Source organism: Plantibacter flavus, assembly GCF_900177615.1.
GTDB classification, from domain to species: Bacteria; Actinomycetota; Actinomycetes; order Actinomycetales; family Microbacteriaceae; genus Plantibacter; species Plantibacter flavus.
This window is the reverse complement of record NZ_FXAP01000001.1, coordinates 620,249-635,430: the sequence shown is the minus strand read 5'-3', so window position 1 is coordinate 635,430 and position 15,182 is coordinate 620,249. Positions and strand designations below refer to the sequence as shown.

General features: G+C 69.4%; 17 protein-coding genes and 1 tRNA gene. 5 read left to right on the top strand and 13 right to left on the bottom strand.

Annotated features, from left to right (window positions below; all coding sequences use genetic code 11):
• Positions 1-91: 91 nt before the first annotated feature.
• The 3 genes from ftsX to prfB all read right to left on the bottom strand — a co-directional run bounded on the left by ftsX (position 92) and on the right by prfB (position 3,522).
• A complete protein-coding gene (gene ftsX, locus B9Y95_RS03010; RefSeq protein ID WP_085510571.1) occupies positions 92-1,006 on the bottom strand; it encodes a permease-like cell division protein FtsX in 915 nt (304 codons plus the stop codon).
• Entirely contained in the window at positions 1,003-2,313 is a 1,311-nt protein-coding gene (gene ftsE, locus B9Y95_RS03005) for a cell division ATP-binding protein FtsE (RefSeq protein ID WP_085510570.1), read from the bottom strand. Before ftsE ends, ftsX begins: the two co-directional genes overlap by 4 nt.
• A gap of 99 nt (positions 2,314-2,412) precedes the next feature.
• Entirely contained in the window at positions 2,413-3,522 is a 1,110-nt protein-coding gene (gene prfB, locus B9Y95_RS03000; RefSeq protein WP_079705593.1) for a peptide chain release factor 2, read from the bottom strand.
• Between the two features lie 46 nt (positions 3,523-3,568).
• On the opposite strand from prfB, the gene B9Y95_RS02995 reads away from it, so the two are divergent.
• Entirely contained in the window at positions 3,569-4,837 is a 1,269-nt protein-coding gene (locus B9Y95_RS02995; protein ID WP_085510569.1) for an MFS transporter, read from the top strand.
• A 21-nt stretch (positions 4,838-4,858) separates the two neighbouring features.
• Here B9Y95_RS02995 and B9Y95_RS02990 read toward each other — a convergent pair whose 3' ends face one another.
• The 7 genes from B9Y95_RS02990 to B9Y95_RS02960 are packed head-to-tail and all read right to left on the bottom strand — an operon-like array spanning position 4,859 to position 9,427.
• Positions 4,859-5,263, bottom strand: coding sequence for a hypothetical protein (locus tag B9Y95_RS02990; RefSeq protein ID WP_137241923.1), 405 nt, complete (start codon positions 5,261-5,263; stop codon positions 4,859-4,861).
• Positions 5,264-5,316: 53 nt separating this feature from the next.
• Positions 5,317-5,805 (bottom strand): hypothetical protein, encoded by a 489-nt coding sequence (locus tag B9Y95_RS02985; protein ID WP_085510567.1) that lies wholly within the window; start codon positions 5,803-5,805, stop codon positions 5,317-5,319.
• Positions 5,780-6,205 carry a TadE/TadG family type IV pilus assembly protein gene (locus tag B9Y95_RS02980; protein WP_234993941.1) on the bottom strand — a complete coding sequence of 142 codons (426 nt, stop codon included), beginning with the start codon at positions 6,203-6,205 and terminating at the stop codon, positions 5,780-5,782. The genes B9Y95_RS02985 and B9Y95_RS02980 overlap by 26 nt, the downstream gene beginning before the upstream one ends.
• On the bottom strand, positions 6,189-6,383 hold the full coding sequence (locus B9Y95_RS02975; protein WP_085510565.1) for a hypothetical protein: 195 nt from the start codon (positions 6,381-6,383) through the stop codon (positions 6,189-6,191). Before B9Y95_RS02975 ends, B9Y95_RS02980 begins: the two co-directional genes overlap by 17 nt.
• A 13-nt stretch (positions 6,384-6,396) precedes the next feature.
• Positions 6,397-7,335, bottom strand: coding sequence for a type II secretion system F family protein (locus tag B9Y95_RS02970; RefSeq protein ID WP_085510564.1), 939 nt, complete (start codon positions 7,333-7,335; stop codon positions 6,397-6,399).
• Entirely contained in the window at positions 7,332-8,201 is an 870-nt protein-coding gene (locus B9Y95_RS02965) for a type II secretion system F family protein (protein WP_085510563.1), read from the bottom strand. Before B9Y95_RS02965 ends, B9Y95_RS02970 begins: the two co-directional genes overlap by 4 nt.
• Entirely contained in the window at positions 8,198-9,427 is a 1,230-nt protein-coding gene (locus B9Y95_RS02960) for a TadA family conjugal transfer-associated ATPase (protein ID WP_085510562.1), read from the bottom strand. The genes B9Y95_RS02965 and B9Y95_RS02960 overlap by 4 nt, the downstream gene beginning before the upstream one ends.
• 96 nt (positions 9,428-9,523) lie before the next feature.
• On the opposite strand from B9Y95_RS02960, the gene B9Y95_RS02955 reads away from it, so the two are divergent.
• On the top strand, positions 9,524-9,916 hold the full coding sequence (locus B9Y95_RS02955) for a barstar family protein (protein ID WP_234993940.1): 393 nt from the start codon (positions 9,524-9,526) through the stop codon (positions 9,914-9,916).
• 25 nt (positions 9,917-9,941) lie between these two features.
• On the opposite strand, the gene B9Y95_RS02950 is transcribed toward B9Y95_RS02955, so the two are convergent.
• Positions 9,942-10,214 carry a DUF2277 domain-containing protein gene (locus tag B9Y95_RS02950; RefSeq protein WP_085510561.1) on the bottom strand — a complete coding sequence of 91 codons (273 nt, stop codon included), beginning with the start codon at positions 10,212-10,214 and terminating at the stop codon, positions 9,942-9,944.
• 107 nt (positions 10,215-10,321) lie between these two features.
• Between B9Y95_RS02950 and B9Y95_RS02945 the strand changes: the two genes are divergently transcribed.
• On the top strand, positions 10,322-11,065 hold the full coding sequence (locus B9Y95_RS02945; RefSeq protein WP_085510560.1) for an NAD(P)H-hydrate epimerase: 744 nt from the start codon (positions 10,322-10,324) through the stop codon (positions 11,063-11,065).
• A gap of 68 nt (positions 11,066-11,133) precedes the next feature.
• On the opposite strand, the gene B9Y95_RS02940 is transcribed toward B9Y95_RS02945, so the two are convergent.
• Positions 11,134-13,047, bottom strand: a complete 1,914-nt coding sequence (locus tag B9Y95_RS02940; RefSeq protein ID WP_085510559.1) for an anthranilate synthase family protein — start codon at positions 13,045-13,047, stop codon at positions 11,134-11,136.
• Positions 13,048-13,290: 243 nt separating this feature from the next.
• Between B9Y95_RS02940 and B9Y95_RS02935 the strand changes: the two genes are divergently transcribed.
• A tRNA-Leu gene (locus B9Y95_RS02935) sits at positions 13,291-13,372 on the top strand.
• 52 nt (positions 13,373-13,424) lie between these two features.
• The gene (locus B9Y95_RS02930) at positions 13,425-14,171 is read left to right on the top strand and encodes a DedA family protein (protein ID WP_085510558.1); all 747 of its coding nucleotides are present in this window, start codon (positions 13,425-13,427) and stop codon (positions 14,169-14,171) included.
• A 53-nt stretch (positions 14,172-14,224) separates the two neighbouring features.
• On the opposite strand, the gene B9Y95_RS02925 is transcribed toward B9Y95_RS02930, so the two are convergent.
• Positions 14,225-15,136, bottom strand: coding sequence for a cation diffusion facilitator family transporter (locus B9Y95_RS02925; protein WP_085510557.1), 912 nt, complete (start codon positions 15,134-15,136; stop codon positions 14,225-14,227).
• Between the last annotated feature and the right edge of the window lie 46 nt (positions 15,137-15,182).

Genomic DNA, 15,182 nt, shown 5'->3' with positions numbered 1-15,182 from the left:
GTTCGGATCCATCGGAACGGACCGGCCGCGATCGCGGCAGCCTGTCAGTCTAACGCAGAGCGAGCGGTGCGGTGGCCGCACCGCTCCCCCGTTAGACCTTGAGGTACCGCGAGATCGCGAAGTTGGCCGAGATCGCCGCCAACAGCACGCCGACGAGCAGCAGGATCGGGAGGACCACGAAGGCGTCACCGAGATCGACGAAGTTGACGTACCGCATGCGGTCCGCCAGGTATCCCTGGACGAACACCTGGACGATGGTGATCACCGCCCCGGCCGCGAGGATGGAGCCGATGAGCGCGGCGAACACACCCTCGAGGATGAACGGTGTCTGGATGAACCGGTTCGATGCACCGACCAACCGCATGATGCCGAGTTCCCGGCGTCTCGAGTACGCCGACAATCGGATGGTCGTCGCGATCAGCAGGGCTGCGGCGACCAGCATGAGCGCTGCGATCCCGATCGCCGTGTAACTGGCGATGTTCAGGACCGAGAAGATCTGGTCGAGGTACTGGCGTTGATCCGTCACCTGCTCCACGCCCGCGACGCCGGAGAACGCCTCGACGAGCACGTCGGACTGCGAGGCGTCCTTCATGTTCACCCAGAAGGTCTCGGGCAGCTGGTCCGCCGTGACGAACTGTGCGATGTCGTTGCCCTTGAACTGCTCTTGGAAGTTCGTGAACGCCTGCGTCTGGTCCTCGAAGTAGAACTTGTCGACGAAGGGGGCGAGGGTCGACGACTCCAGGGCGCTCTGGACCGCGGCGCGCTGCTCCTCGGTCGCGGCGCCGGCGGCGCAGGTGTCGCCCGCGCTGTCGGCGGTGCAGAGGTAGATCGCGACCTGCGCGCGGTCGTACCAGTAGTTCTTCATCTGGCCGATCTGCATCTGCAGCAGGACGGCCGTACCGACGAAGGTGAGCGAGATGAACGTCACGAGCACGACGGAGACGACCATCGAGACGTTGCGACGCAGGCCGTTCCAGACCTCGGACCAGATCAGTGCGAGTCTCACTTGGTCGGCCCCACGTTCTGCTCTCCGTCTTCAGTGCCGCGCGCCGCGGCACGCAGGCCGAGTCGCTCGGCGAGCGACAGGTGTTCGACCTCGATCGGGTCGATCTCGTTGCGTGCCGGGAGCCCGATGGGGCCCGTGGCGTTGCTCAGGCGTTGCGGAGGCGCGACCTCCGGGACCGCAGCCGCCGGTGGCACGGCGGGCTCCGCTTTCGGCGTCGTCGGCTCGGCCTCGGGCGCTTCCGGTGTCGACTCCTCGGCTCGCGTCGCGGGGGTCTCAGGCTCGGCGACGGGCGCTGCGGCCGGCTCCTGGATCGGCGTCGAGCTGGACACCCGGGTGACGACCTCGTCGGTGTCGGCCTGTGGCGGGGTCTCGCGCAAGACCGCGGCGGGCGCGGTCGGTTCGACTGGAGCGGTCGGCGTGGCCGCGGTGGCGGCGACCGCGGCTGCGGCAACGGCACTCGTCGTGGGCTCGGAGCTGGCAGCGACGGACGAGGTCGTGGTCGTCACCGGAACCGACGAGGTCTCGACGGCGGGTGTGACCGGGGTCGAGGCCGTTGCGGGAGCGGTCTGTGCCGACGGGCCGGCAGCCTTGGAGGATCCTCTGACGAGACCCGGGATGGCCGCGGTCGTGCCGTATCCACCGTGGCGTTCGTCACGGACGATCTGACCGTCCTGCAGCTCGATCACCCGGCGCTGCATCTGATCGACGAAGCCGGCCTCGTGCGTGGCCATGACGACCGTCGTCCCACCCGCGTTGATGCGCTCCAGCAACTGCATGATGCCGGCGCTGGTGGCGGGGTCGAGGTTACCGGTCGGTTCGTCGGCGAGCAGGATCTGCGGCTTGTTGACGATCGCCCGGGCGATGGCGACGCGCTGCTGCTCACCACCGGACAGCTCGTGCGGCAGGCGCTGCGCCTTGCCGTCGAGTCCGACCATCTTGAGGACGTCGGGGACGGCCTCCTGGACGAAGCCGCGCGACTTGCCGATCACCTGGAGGGTGAAGGCGACGTTCTGGTAGACCGTCTTGCTCGGCAGCAGTCGGAAGTCCTGGAACACGACCCCGAGGCTGCGCCGGAAGTACGGCACCTTGCGGTTCGAGATGGAACCGAGGTCGTGGCCGAGCACATGGATCTTGCCCTTGCTCGGCTTGTCCTCCTTGAGCATCAGGCGGAGGCAGCTCGACTTCCCCGACCCCGAGGCACCGACGAGGAAGATGAACTCTCCCCGGAGGATCTCGAAATCGACGTCGTTGAGCGCGGGACGCGAGGTTCCCGGATACTTCTTGGAGATGTGATCAAACCGAATCATGGCTCCTTGAGCTTATGGAGCGACCTGCCGATTACGGGCAGGACACGCCCGCGATCCGTACCCTGTACGAGGGCTGGGCGAACACTATGCCGCGGTACGCTACTCCGGCTTCGACATCGACCGCCAGCGGATGCCCGCGGCGATGAACCCGTCGAGATCGCCGTCGAACACCGCTGCGGGGTTCCCCTGCTCGTGCTCCGTCCGCAGGTCCTTGACCATCTGGTACGGCGCGAGCACGTAGGAGCGCATCTGGTCGCCCCAGCTCGCCGTGATGGTGCCGGCCAGCTCCTTCTTGGTCGCGGCCTCCTGCTCCTTCTGGATGAGGAGGAGTCGCGACTGGAGCACGCGCATGGCCGCGGCGCGGTTCTGGATCTGGCTCTTCTCGTTCTGCATCGAGACGACCGTGCCGGTCGGCAGGTGGGTGATGCGAACGGCGGAGTCGGTGGTGTTGACCGACTGGCCGCCAGGGCCGCTGGACCGGAAGACGTCGACACGGATGTCCGACTCGGGGATCTCGACGATCTCCGTCTCCTCCATGAGCGGGATGACCTCGACGGCGGCGAAGCTCGTCTGCCGCTTGCCGGCGGCACCGAAGGGGCTCATGCGCACCAGGCGGTGCGTGCCCGCCTCGACGCTCAACGTGCCGAAGGCGTACGGTGCGTCGACCTCGAAGGTGGCCGACTTGATGCCGGCCTCCTCCGCGTAGCTCGTGTCCATGACGGTGACCGGGTACTTGTGCTGCTCGGCCCACCGCAGGTACATGCGGAACAGCATGTCGGCGAAGTCGGCGGCGTCCACACCGCCGGCACCGGCGCGGATGGTGACGACGGCGGGGCGAGGGTCGTACTCGCCGCTCAGCAGCGTCTGCACCTCGAGGTCGCCGAGCACCTTCTGGAGGCTGATGAGCTCCTGGCGGGCCTCTTCGGCCGACTCCTCGTCCTGGGCGTCGGTCGCGAGTTCGATGAGCACCTCGAGGTCGTCGAGCCGGTTCGCGATGCTGGTGATGCGGGCGAGCTCGGACTGACGGTGGCTGAGGGCACTCGTCACCTTCTGCGCGTTCGTCGTGTCGTCCCAGAGATCCTGGGCACCCGCCTGCTCGCTCAGCGTCGCGATCTCGGCTTCGAGACGGTCGACGTCGACGACGGTGCGGATGTCGTCGAAGGTCGAGCGGAGGGTACTGATCTGTGTGGAGAGGTCCAAGTCAAACATTTGGCTTCAGCCTACCGCGCAGGGCCGCGGGCGTACGATCGAGGGGATGACTTCCGACGAACGCCCGTTCCAGCTGCGCTCCGTGGCCGTCTCGGTCTTCCTCCCCACACTGTTGTTCTCGATCGGTGAAGGCGCCATCATCCCGATCATCCCGGCCGTCGCCGGGAACCTGGGGGCGACGCTCGCCGTCGCCGGCGTCATCTCATCGCTCATCATGCTCGGCGAACTCGTCGGCGACGTCCCCTCCGGGTGGATCGTCAGTCGGATCGGCGAACGCTTCGCGATGATGTGGGCGGCGCTGCTCGCGGTCGTCGGGGTCGCCACGGCGGCCATCTCCCCCAATCCGTTCGTCCTCGCCGTGGGCATCTTCTGTATCGGGCTCGCGACCGCCGTGTTCGGTCTGGCACGGCACGCCTTCATGACGACGTACGTGCCGATGCGGTACCGGGCGAGGGCGCTCTCCTCGCTCGGCGGCGTCTTCCGCGCCGGCACGTTCATCGGCCCGTTCCTGGCGGCGGGCGTCATCCACCTCACCGGGACGTCGCAGGCGGCGTTCTGGGTGATGGTCATCTGCTGCGCCGGGTCGGCGGTCACCCTGCTCGTCCTCCCCGACCCTGCGGAGATGTTCGGGCGACCGCCGTCGAAGCGCACCGCCGACGGCGAGGAGCGGACCGAGGGTGAGGAGCTCGCGTCCGAGGAGTCGAGTGGCCTGATCGCTTCGATCCGAGCCCACGGCGCGGTCCTCACCAGGATGGGGACGACCGCCGCGCTCGTCGGCGCCCTGCGCTCGTGCCGGGCGGTCCTGCTCCCCCTGTGGGCCGTGAGCATCGGCGTATCGGAGACGGACACGGCGCTCATCATCGGCGTCGTCGGCGCGGTGGAGTTCGCCCTCTTCTACGCCAGCGGTCAGGTCATGGATCGTTGGGGGCGGATCTGGACCGCCGTACCCTCGATGATCGGGCTGGGCTCCGGGTTCATCGTCCTGGCGTTCACGCACGACCTCGATGAGGCGCGGGTCTGGTTCATCGCCGTCGCGCTCGTGCTGGCACTCTCCAACGGGCTCGGTAGCGGCATCCTCATGACCCTCGGCTCCGACCTCGCGCCACCGGACCGTCCCGCGCCGTTCCTCGGCGCCTATCGCTTCCTGGGTGACGCGGGCACCGCCGCCGCTCCACTGGCGATGTCCGGGATCACTGCGGCTGCGTCGATCTCCCTCGCCGCCGGCACCATCGGCGGTGTCGGGCTCATCGGCGCATTCCTCCTCTTCCGGTTCATCCCCCGCTTCATCGACCGAGGCACGCGCCCGTTCCCCTGATCGTCGGGGGCCCGTCCGCCGTCACCAGAAAACACTGCGCGCGCTCGCCGTCGCCTCGATCCGGAGGCCCTGCGGGACGAACAGCGTCAGCATCGGCGGCCGCCAGTCCGACGCCAGCGAGACCTCCGCGCTCCGGCCGTCGGGCGTCCGCGCCGCGACGATCTCGACTCCGGTGAGCGCACCCGCACCACCGGTGGCGAGGTCGTCGCGCGCACTCGAACGGACCGAGTCGTCGTCGAGGACGGGTCGGAAGGTTCCGTCGGGCTGGATCGTGACGTCGTCGATGGAGAAGGACTCCGCGGCGGTCGCTGCCAGTCGGTCGGCGAGATCGAGGAGCCGCTTGTGCTCCACGTACAGGGATGTGGCAGCGCTCCCGACGAGGACCACGGCGAGCGCCACGACGGCGAATCCGATCGTCAGGAGCATGGTGGACCCGTCCTCCTCGCTGACATCCGGACGTCGGCGTCCGCCCGGCACTCTCATTCCGCCTCGCTGAACCGGTCGTCGAACCGGGAGATCGGTGCCGTGGCGGCGCCGGTCACGGGGACCGCGGCCTGGACGCCGACGATCTCGGGCATCAGCGGCAGGACGACGAGGATGTCGACGGTGACCGTGACGGCACCGCCGCGCTGCCCGCACGGGAGACCGGCTGGTGCGCAGTCGAGGGTGACGGACGACTGGGACCGGTCGAGCCCGAAGTCGTCGAGCGCGAGCGCGAGCGAGTCCTCGACGCGGTCGCGACCCGTGGCGTCGTCGTCGGCCCGCGCGTAGAGTTTCGCCGCCTGCGCCGCGGCCCCGCCGGCCGCGAGCACCGCCGCCTGCACCTCGGCGAGCGCGACGATGAGATAGACGATCGGCACGAGGAGGACCAGACCGACGGTGATGAACTCGAGGGAGGCCGATCCGTCGTCGTCCAGTGCGGTCGGTCGGCGACGCAGCTCATCACTCGAGTGTCTCGAGGACTGCATGACCCTCCACCTCCAAGACGCCGGGCAGCCCGATCAAGCCCACGACCGGAAGCGGTGCGCGGACGGTCACGGTGACGATGCCGGCTCCGCGACGTTCGGCCAGCGTGGTGCTGACGTCACCCGTGTAGCCCTCGCCCACGGCGACGGCGATGAGCTGGCGTGCCCGGTCGGCGCCGTCGAGCAGTTCGGTGTCGGCCAGTGCGCCGAACCGGGCTCCTTCCGCCGCCGCGTCGATGAGCGTGTTCCGGACGTGCAGGGCCAGTGCGAGCTGGACCACGGACATCATCAGGACGGTGAGGATCGCTCCGACGAACACGAACTCGGCGACGGCTGATCCGTCCTCGCCGCGCACGAGTCGCGTCCGCCATCCGCCGATCTCGGGCTCAGATGCCGGAGACACGGTCGATGGCCTGTTCGAACACCTGCGTGAGCGCCGGGCCGGCGACACCCCAGATGAGGAGGACGAGCCCGGCCGTCATGAGCGTGATGAGGACCCAGCCGGGGACGTCGCCGCGCTCCTCGGTGAGGAGGGAACGACTCCGGTCGAGCGTGCGGTCGAGGAAGGAGGGGGAGGACATGTGGAACCTTTCGTCAGAAGCCGGTCCGGAGCACGAACACCCCGGGGAAGACGGCGATGATGATGGACAGGGGCAGGATCAGGAAGACGAGGGGCACGAGCATCGCGACCTCTTTCTTCCCGGCGGATTCGAGGAGACGGCGTTTGGCGGTGTCGCGTCCGTCGTGTGCGTGGTCGAGGAGCACGGCTGCGACCGGTGTGCCGCGTTCGAGCGCACCGAGGATCTGGTCGACGCATCGCGACAGCATCGGCATCGCGAGTCGTGCCTCGAACTGCCGGAGTGCGGTGGCGAACGGGATACCGGTGGAGACCTCCGCCATCACCCGGCGGAACTCCCTGCCGAGTTCTCCGCTGGACCCGATGCGCGCCACGCGGTCCGTCGCGTCCGTGATCGCTTCGCCGGCCGCGAGACTCAGACTGAGGAACTCGAGCACCGTCGGCAGCTCCTCCTCGATCCGCGCGAGGCGCCGACTGGCGGCGAGCGCCAGCAGTTGGTCGCGGAGGACGATTCCGGCCACCGCCCCGACCGCGGGAAGTGGTGCGGCGAACGGGAGCGGGAGCCGACCGTTGCTGAAGGAGAACACGGCGAGCGCCGCGGCGACCGCGAAGCCGCCGAGCCCCCAGAGGAGTTGCAGCAGTCGGTACCGCTCGAGCGTCGGTCCCCCGGCTTGACCCAATCGACGGATGACGAGCTCCTGATCGGCGCCGACCAGGCCGAGCGACCATCGAACGGCGCGGAGGACCGGAACCAGCAGGGTCCCGAGGACTGGTAGCGGGTCGGTCGAGCGGCGCGCGGCTTGCGAGCGGGCGTCGCTGGAGAGGTCGGCGACGTAGGGGGCGATGCGGTCCGCGAGCCGTGGTCTTCCGAGTGCCGGCAGGAGCATCGCGAGCGCCCAGAGGCCGACCCCGAGGATCGCTCCGAGGCTGAGGGCCCACGCTCCGTCGGCACTCACCGGAACCACCGTCGTTCGGGCTGGAGCCGTCCGACGCGGAGCATCGCCTGGTAGGCGAGAGCGGAGACCACGACGCCGGCGATGATCAGGACCGCTCCCTCCCGGGAGTTGTAGGCGGCCGAGGCCTCCGGCCGGGACGACAGGAGCAGGAGGATCGCCCAGGGTGCCGCGACGCCCAACCTGGCGGCGTTCACCACCCAGGACTGCCGGGCCTCGGCTTCAGCTCGGATAGCCGACTCCTCGCGCAGCCCCGCGGACAGCGCTCGGAGTACCGCCGGCAGTTCCGTGCCTCCCACGTCGCGGGCCATGCGCACCGTCTCGAGGATGCGGTCCGCGACCGGGTCGGCGAGCGCGGTCTTCAGGTCGTCGATGCCGTCGGCGAAGCGGCCGGCAGCCCGGTAGTCGGCGCTGAACGCGGCGAACGCCGGGCGGAGCGGTGCGGGTCCGACGGTGTCGAGCGCGGCCACCGCATCCGGGAGCGAGAGCCCGGACCGGATCGCGGACAACAGGTGGTCCACGACATCCGGCCACAGTCCCCGCTGCAGGCGACGTCGCGAGGTGGCGCGGGCTCGGAGCACGATCACCGGGGCGACGAGTCCGGCGACGGCGACGACGACGCTCAACGGCAGGACCCGGCAGAGCGCCTGGACCACCGCGCCGGAGACGAGACCGGTGAGGACGGAGACCACGATGGCGGCCGCCCAGTACCGACCGGGCAGACCGGCCAGGATCAGGAGTTCGCGGAGCGCAGCAATCGGCCTCCATCGCTCCAGGGTGTCGCGCAGCGGCTCAGGGTCCGGCCACCACCAGGGTGCGACGGTGAGGAGGAGGCCAGCGGCGAGGACCGCTCCGACGACGAGACTCATCGCTCGCCGACGGCGAGGATCGAGGCGAGCGAGATCCCGGCCGCACGGTACTTCGCGTCGTTCAGCGGGAAGCGACCGGTGGCGCGGAGCTCTCCGTCTCGCTGCGCGAAGAGGGTGGAGGCCTCGATCGTGTGGGACTCCCCGCTCCCGCCGACCGCGATGATCTCCGCCACCCGTCGGCGTCCGGACCGGTCGAGCTCGCAGTGAACGACGAGGTCGACGCAGGATGCGACGGCCGGGCGCACGAACCCCGAGTCGATGTTCCGGCCAGCCAGCAGTGGCAGCGTGCAGAGCTTGCCGATCGCGTCGCGCGCGGAGTTCGCGTGGATACTGCAGAGCCCGGGCAATCCGCTGTTGAGGGCGATCAGGAGATCGAGGCTCTCCGCCTCCCGGACCTCGCCGACGACGATGCGGTCCGGCCGCATCCGGAGCGCTTCCTTGATGAGCCTGCGGAGGGTGATCTCTCCGGTGCCCTCGAGGCTGGCCTGTCGGCACTGCATCGCGACGACATCGCGGTTGCCCGGCGCGAGCTCGAAGGTCTCCTCGACGGTGACGATGCGGAGGGCCGGGTCCAACGAGGCGATGAGGGCGCCGAGCATCGTGGTCTTGCCGGCCTGCGTCGCGCCGGACACGAGCAGGTTGGCCCCCGCGGTCATGCTGGCGCGGAGGAACTCAGCGGCCTGATAGCTGATCGACCCTGCGGCCACGAGCTGACCGAGGTCGCGGATCCGCGCGGAGAACTTGCGGATGTTGATGGACATGTGCCGACGCGTGACGTCGGGGATGACGACGTGCAACCGCGAGCCGTCCGGAAGCGAGGCGTCGACGAACGGGTTCGCGAGGTCGACCCGACGACCGGTGGCGCGCAGCATCCGCTCCACGAGGTCGCGGACATCACCTTCGCCGAGGACCACGTCCGTGAGCTCCGACACCCCGCCGCGGGCGACGAACACCTTGGTCGGCTCGTTGATCCAGATCTCCTCGACACTCGGATCATCGAGCAACGGCTGGATCGCCCCGAACCCCGTCACCGCGGCGAGCACCTCGCTCGTCATCCCGTGCTCATCGTCGATGAGCGGCGTCGTGTCGTTCAACGCCCGCTCGTTGTAGCGACGCACCTCCTCACGGGCGATCCGCCCCGCGCCCCCACGCCGACCCGGCTCCCCGAACTCCTCACGCACCCGGTCACGCACGCGCGCCGTGATGATCTCCGCCGCTGTCCCCATGCCGCCATCCTGACGAACACCGGCCACACCCCGCAGAAGTTATCCACAGCACCACCCGCTCGACGCGTCACCGACCGGTCACTAGGCTCGGGGACCGTGCCGACCACCTTCCGCATCGACGGCTCCCGCATCCACGACATCTCCTCGTTCTACGACGTGATGAACGAGCTCGTGATGCAAGACGAGGACTGGGATCTCGGCCCCAGCCTCGACGCCCTCGACGACATCCTCTACGGCGGGATCGGTGCGCTCCGCGATCTCGACGACGTGCGCTTCGTCTGGACGGAGCATGACGCGAGCCGCACCGCACTCGGCGTCACGGCCACCCGCGCCTGGTTGCAGGAGAAGCTCGAGCGGGGCGCACCGTTCGACACGGCCCGGATCAACACGCAGCTCGACGACCTCGACGCCGGCCGAGGCAAGACCTACTTCGACCTCCTCCTCGAGGTCTTCGCCGGCCACCCGGACATCCGACTCGAACTCGCCTGACCCGGTCGGGACCCGGCGGTCTCGCTCACACCGTGGCGAACCGCTTCGCCGAACGCTCCTTCGCCTTCTGCGCCTCGACCTCGCGATCCTTCGGCGGGGCGGTCGTCACGAGGTCCTCGAGCAGGTGGCGGGTGATGTGGGCGATCTCCGCGACCGCCCGTTCGAAGGCCTCAGCGTTCGCCTGGGACGGCTTCGTCGACCCGCTGATCTTCCGCACGTACTGGAGCGCCGCGGCCTCGACCTCGTCGTCGGTCGCCGCCGGCTCGAAATTGTGAAGGGTGTGGATGTTCCGGCACATGCAGGCATGGTAGCCCTGGCACACGCCAGGATCCAGAGGTGATTCCTGTGCTGGTCCCACGCCGCAACCGCTTGCGGCGGTCGACCCGAGCCGGAAGAGTGGGCGCCATGATCAACGGCTACACCGCAGACCAGGTCCGAGCCGCAGAGGCACCACTCTTGGACGCCGGGGAACCGCTCACGGCGCGAGCCGCCCACGGACTCGCCGAAGAACTGCGGACGGTCCTCGCCGATCGCGCGGAGGGCCTCGAGGGCGAGGCACCCGACGTCTGGAAGATCCTGCTGCTCGTCGGCTCAGGCGACAACGGCGGTGACGCCCTGTTCGCGGCGGCAGAGCTCGCCGGCACGACCGGTCCGGACGACGTCCCGATCGACCTCGTCGTGGCCAGGACCGGCGACCACGCGCACGAGGCGGGCTACGCCGCGGCGGTCGAGGCCGGTGTCCGCTTCCTCATGAACTCCCCCGCCGAACCGGACGACACCGCCGACGAAGCCAAGGGCGCTGCGATCGTCGTCGATGCCGTCTTCGGGATCGGGGCAAGCCGGAACCCCACCCTGCGCGGTGCGCCGAAGGCGATCGTCGAGGCGGTCCTACCGGTCGTGCAGAACTCCGGCGGACCGACGGTGGTCGCCGTGGACGTCCCGAGCGGCATCGACCCCGACGAGGGAAGCGTCCCCGAGGGTGCCGTCCTGCCGGCGGAGGTCACGGTCACCTTCGGCGCGGTGAAGGCCGGGCTCCTCATCCCGCCCGGCTCGGCCTACGCCGGCGACGTCCGACTGATCGACATCGGCCTCGGCCCGCAGCTGGCCGACGTCACACCGTTCACGACGCTCGACCAGGCGGACGCCTGACCGACTGCTCAGCCCGGCCCGTCGCCTGGGCGATCGGCGTCACCGACCACCCAGGCAGTGCATGACGCTCAGGAGCCGACGGGGGCAGCCGATCGCCCGGACGCGACACCCGCGAGCGCGTGGCCCGCGAGCGACCCGAGGGTCCGGAGCCCGTCGCGCGACAGCACCGACTCGAGGTGCCCCTGGACCGACGCGAACCCGCGACCACGCATCGCGAACACGTCGCCAGACGCAGCATCGGCGGCGATCTCGACCCCACCGACCGGAGCCTCACCCGCCAGCCGTGCGGTGAAGGTGTTGTAGAACCCGATCAGCGACTGCTCACCGAAGAGGTCGAGGTCGAGCTGCAGCCCCTGTCGGGGCGCGTCGAGGCGTTCGATCGGCAGCCCGAGCTGGATCGCCAGCACCTGGTGACTCAAGCAGACGGCGAGCAGTGGCGCCCCGGCGGCGAGGCGCGCGGACACGATCTCGTGCATCCGGCGGACGCGCGGGTCGGCGAGGTCGAGCGGGTCGCCCGGACCCGGACCGGCGACGAGGAGGTCGACGTCCACGAGCGCGTCGGTCACCGCCGACCAGTGCTCAACGCTGACGGTCATCCCGAAGTGACGCAGCTGGTGGGCGAGCATCGCGGTGAACTCGTCCTCGGCGTCGACGATGACCGCGGTACGGCCCGACAGCGAACCGACGGGCGCCGGGTGCTGCGGCTGCAACCAGAAGGACGCCAACCGTTCGTTCCGCGCTCGGAGCGCGTCCTGTACTCCGGGTTCCGCCGCGAGGTCGACGGTCGGGCCGAGCTCGGCGGGTGCCATGACGCCGAGCGCGGTCAACACGCCGGCCGCCTTCGCCGCCGTCTCGGCGACCTCCGACTCGGGATCCGAGTGACGGACGAGCGTCGCACCGGCGGGAACGCGGACGAGACCCGCGTCGTCGACATAGGCGGTGCGGATGAGGATCGGTGCGTCGAGTTCGTAGTCGCCGTCGCCCACCGGGGTGAACAGCGCGAGCACGCCGGAGTAGTAGCCGCGCGCGTTCCGCTCGTGGCGGGCGATGACCGAACACGCGTTCTGCATGGGCGAGCCGGTGACCGTCGGTGCGAACATCGTCAACCGCAGGACCTCGCGGACGTCGAGTTCGCTCGTCCCGGCGAGCAGGTACTCGGTGTGGGTGAGGCGCGACATCTGCTTGACGTAGGGGCCGAGGATGCGTCCACCGGAGGCGCACACCCGGCTCATCATCTTCATCTCCTCGTCGACGACCATGAAGAGTTCCTCGGTCTCCTTGACGTCGCCGAGGAACGCGCGGAAGTCGTCGCCGGTCGCGCCGGAGCGTGGGTGGCGGAAGGTGCCGCTGATGGGGTTCATGGTGACGGTGCGTTCACCGGTCGTCGCGTCGCGGGCGACCGCGACGTGGCGCTCGGGCGTCGCGCCGGCCATCGAGACGCCCGGCGTGTGCACGGCGAAGGTCCAGTAGGCGCCGGTCTCCCCCGACAGGAGCGCGCGCAACCACGCGAGGACGGCGCGCTCGGCCGGCACCTCGGTCGTCGCGGTGAACTCGCGGCGGATGACGAAGTTGGCGCCCTCGCCGCGTCCGATCTCATCCTCGATGACGCGGCGCACGATCGACGCGTAGTCCTCGTCGGAGACGTCGAACCCGCCGTCGACCAGCGGGACCGCGTCGGCGGGGAGTCGCTCGAGCACCTCGTCGAGCGTCACCGTCTCACGCTCGCTCACCACGAGGCAGCGCAGCGGAGCGCCGTCGTCCATCGCCGCAAAGCCGCGCTCGCGCACCTGGCGATAGGGCACGAGGGTGAGGACCTCGGGCTGGTGGTCGTCGCCGGTGGCTCCGAGCGGGATGTCGGCGAGCGACTCGACGTCGACGACGTCGCCCGTGTAGAGGTCGACGGCGTCGCTGCCGTGTCGGCGGAGCACCGCGAACGGGAAGTCGGGGCCGGCGTGCAGCACGCGGTGGAGCAGGGTGGTCATGGTGGTGTCCTCAGGCTGGGACCGATCCGACAGGGCCTCCGAACGAGAACGACCGCCCTGTCAGGCGGTCGAGTCGTCGTGTGTGCACGTGCGCGGTCCGCCTAGGAGGCGGGCCACCAGCTCGTTGCACACGTCGTTCGCATGGTGCCGAGCATACACGGGCCGACCCGGGCTCCGCTGTCCATGGCTCCTCCCCCGAAGCTCAGGACGTTCCCGACCTCGCTCCCGTAGACTGAGCGGGCCGCGGGAGTGGTGGAATTGGCAGACACGCAGGATTTAGGTTCCTGTGCTTTCGAGCGTGAGGGTTCAAGTCCCTTCTCCCGCACGCGACATCGTCGTACGCCGTTCCATCCCTCCCCCTACAGCAGGAGCTCCGCATGGTCCACACCGCCCTCATCCCCTGGCTCGACCCGGAGGGCATCATCACGGCCGTCGGTCCCTGGGCCCTCGTCGTGGTCTGCGCGATCGTCTTCGCCGAGACCGGCCTCCTCGTCGGATTCCTGCTCCCCGGCGACACCCTGCTCGTCATCACCGGCCTCCTCGCGTTCGGCTCCGCCCGCGTCATCGAGATCGACATCTGGTGGGTCTGCCTCGCGATCGGGTTCGCCGCGTTCCTCGGCGGCGAGGTCGGATACCTCATCGGGCACAAACTCGGGCCGAAGGTGTTCGAACGCAAGGAGTCCGGCCTCTTCAGCATCAAGAACGTCGAACGGACGAACGCCTTCTTCGAGCGCTTCGGCGCTCTCGCGGTCATCCTGGCGCGCTTCGTGCCGATCGTCCGGACCTTCGCCCCGGTCGCGGCCGGCATCGGCCACATGAACTACAAGAAGTACTCGCTCTACAACCTCATCGGCGCGCTCATCTGGGGCGCCGGGCTCACCTTCTTCGGCTACCTGCTCGGATACATCCCCCCGGTCGCCACCTTCGTGCAGAACTACATCGACGTCATCCTCATCGGAGCCGTCGTCCTCACCCTCATCCCGACCACCTGGCACTACATCCAGTCGAGCCGGAAGGCGAAGGCGCTGCAGGGCACCATCACCGAGGAGGAGCGTCGGGCCGCGGCTTCGAAGCTCGCCGACCAGGACGTCTTCAAGCGCGACCGCGGGAACGACACGGTCTGATCACCGGTGGCGCCGCCCGCACGAGCGGTCGCCACGGCCGGACCGCCCACGCGTCAGCGGTGGTGCGACTCCTCATGCGAGGCGTGTTCCTCGGGTTCCAGCTGGAACGTCGAGTGCTCGACGTCGAAGTGGTCGTGGAGGCACGAACCGAGACGGTCGAGCAGCTCCCCCGTGCCACCATCGGCGAACACCTGCTGCTCGACGACGACGTGTGCTGAGAAGACGGGCTGGCCGGACGTGATCTGCCAGACGTGGACGTCGTGGACGGCGACGACCCCCTCGGTGCCGAGCAGATGGTCCCTGATCTCCTGCACGTCCGTGTCGGACGGTGCGGACTCGCTGAGGACGTGGACGACGTCGCGGAGCAACGACCACGCCCGCGGCACGATCATCGCGGCGATCGCGAGCGATGCGATGGCATCCGCCTGAGCGAAACCCGTCGCCATGATGACCACCGCGGCGATGATCACGGCGATCGAACCGAGGAGGTCGCCGAGGACCTCGAGGTAGGCACCGCGCATGTTGATCGACGTGTCACGGCCACCGCGCAGCACCTGGAGGGCGGCGAGGTTCGCCACGAGACCGATGACGGCGACGATCAACATCGGCAGGCTCTTGACCTCCGCGTCCGCCGGCTCGACGAGGCGGGACACGCCCTCGATGAGGACCGACACCGCGACGGCGATCAGGATGAGCGCGTTGATGAGCGCGCCGAACACCTCCGCGCGCTGATACCCGAAGGTCTGGCGGTCGGTGGCCGGTCGGGCGGCGACGATCGTGGCGACGAGCGCGATGATCAGCCCGGTGAGGTCGGACAGCATGTGCCCGGCGTCGGCGAGGAGGGACAGCGAACCGCTCACCCAGGCGCCGACGAGTTCGACTACGAGGACGGTCGCGATGATGGCGATCGCCACCGCGAGTCTCCTGCGGTTGGCGGTGCCGGCGTGTGCGTGATCGTGACCCATGATGCATCAACCGTAGGAGCTTCCCAGCGCCCGCGGAAGGGTTCAT

What these genes read in the sequence shown, in the direction of transcription:
- ftsE (WP_085510570.1), bottom strand. Translation starts at nt 2,313, where the DNA reads ATGATTCGGTTTGATCACATCTCCAAGAAGTATCCGGGAACCTCGCGT.
- prfB (WP_079705593.1), bottom strand. Translation starts at nt 3,522, where the DNA reads ATGTTTGACTTGGACCTCTCCACACAGATCAGTACCCTCCGCTCGACC.
- B9Y95_RS02995 (WP_085510569.1), top strand. Translation starts at nt 3,569, where the DNA reads ATGACTTCCGACGAACGCCCGTTCCAGCTGCGCTCCGTGGCCGTCTCG.
- B9Y95_RS02990 (WP_137241923.1), bottom strand. Translation starts at nt 5,263, where the DNA reads ATGCTCCTGACGATCGGATTCGCCGTCGTGGCGCTCGCCGTGGTCCTC.
- B9Y95_RS02985 (WP_085510567.1), bottom strand. Translation starts at nt 5,805, where the DNA reads ATGCAGTCCTCGAGACACTCGAGTGATGAGCTGCGTCGCCGACCGACC.
- B9Y95_RS02975 (WP_085510565.1), bottom strand. Translation starts at nt 6,383, where the DNA reads ATGTCCTCCCCCTCCTTCCTCGACCGCACGCTCGACCGGAGTCGTTCC.
- B9Y95_RS02965 (WP_085510563.1), bottom strand. Translation starts at nt 8,201, where the DNA reads ATGAGTCTCGTCGTCGGAGCGGTCCTCGCCGCTGGCCTCCTCCTCACC.
- B9Y95_RS02960 (WP_085510562.1), bottom strand. Translation starts at nt 9,427, where the DNA reads ATGGGGACAGCGGCGGAGATCATCACGGCGCGCGTGCGTGACCGGGTG.
- B9Y95_RS02950 (WP_085510561.1), bottom strand. Translation starts at nt 10,214, where the DNA reads ATGTGCCGGAACATCCACACCCTTCACAATTTCGAGCCGGCGGCGACC.
- B9Y95_RS02945 (WP_085510560.1), top strand. Translation starts at nt 10,322, where the DNA reads ATGATCAACGGCTACACCGCAGACCAGGTCCGAGCCGCAGAGGCACCA.
- B9Y95_RS02940 (WP_085510559.1), bottom strand. Translation starts at nt 13,047, where the DNA reads ATGACCACCCTGCTCCACCGCGTGCTGCACGCCGGCCCCGACTTCCCG.
- B9Y95_RS02930 (WP_085510558.1), top strand. Translation starts at nt 13,425, where the DNA reads ATGGTCCACACCGCCCTCATCCCCTGGCTCGACCCGGAGGGCATCATC.
- B9Y95_RS02925 (WP_085510557.1), bottom strand. Translation starts at nt 15,136, where the DNA reads ATGGGTCACGATCACGCACACGCCGGCACCGCCAACCGCAGGAGACTC.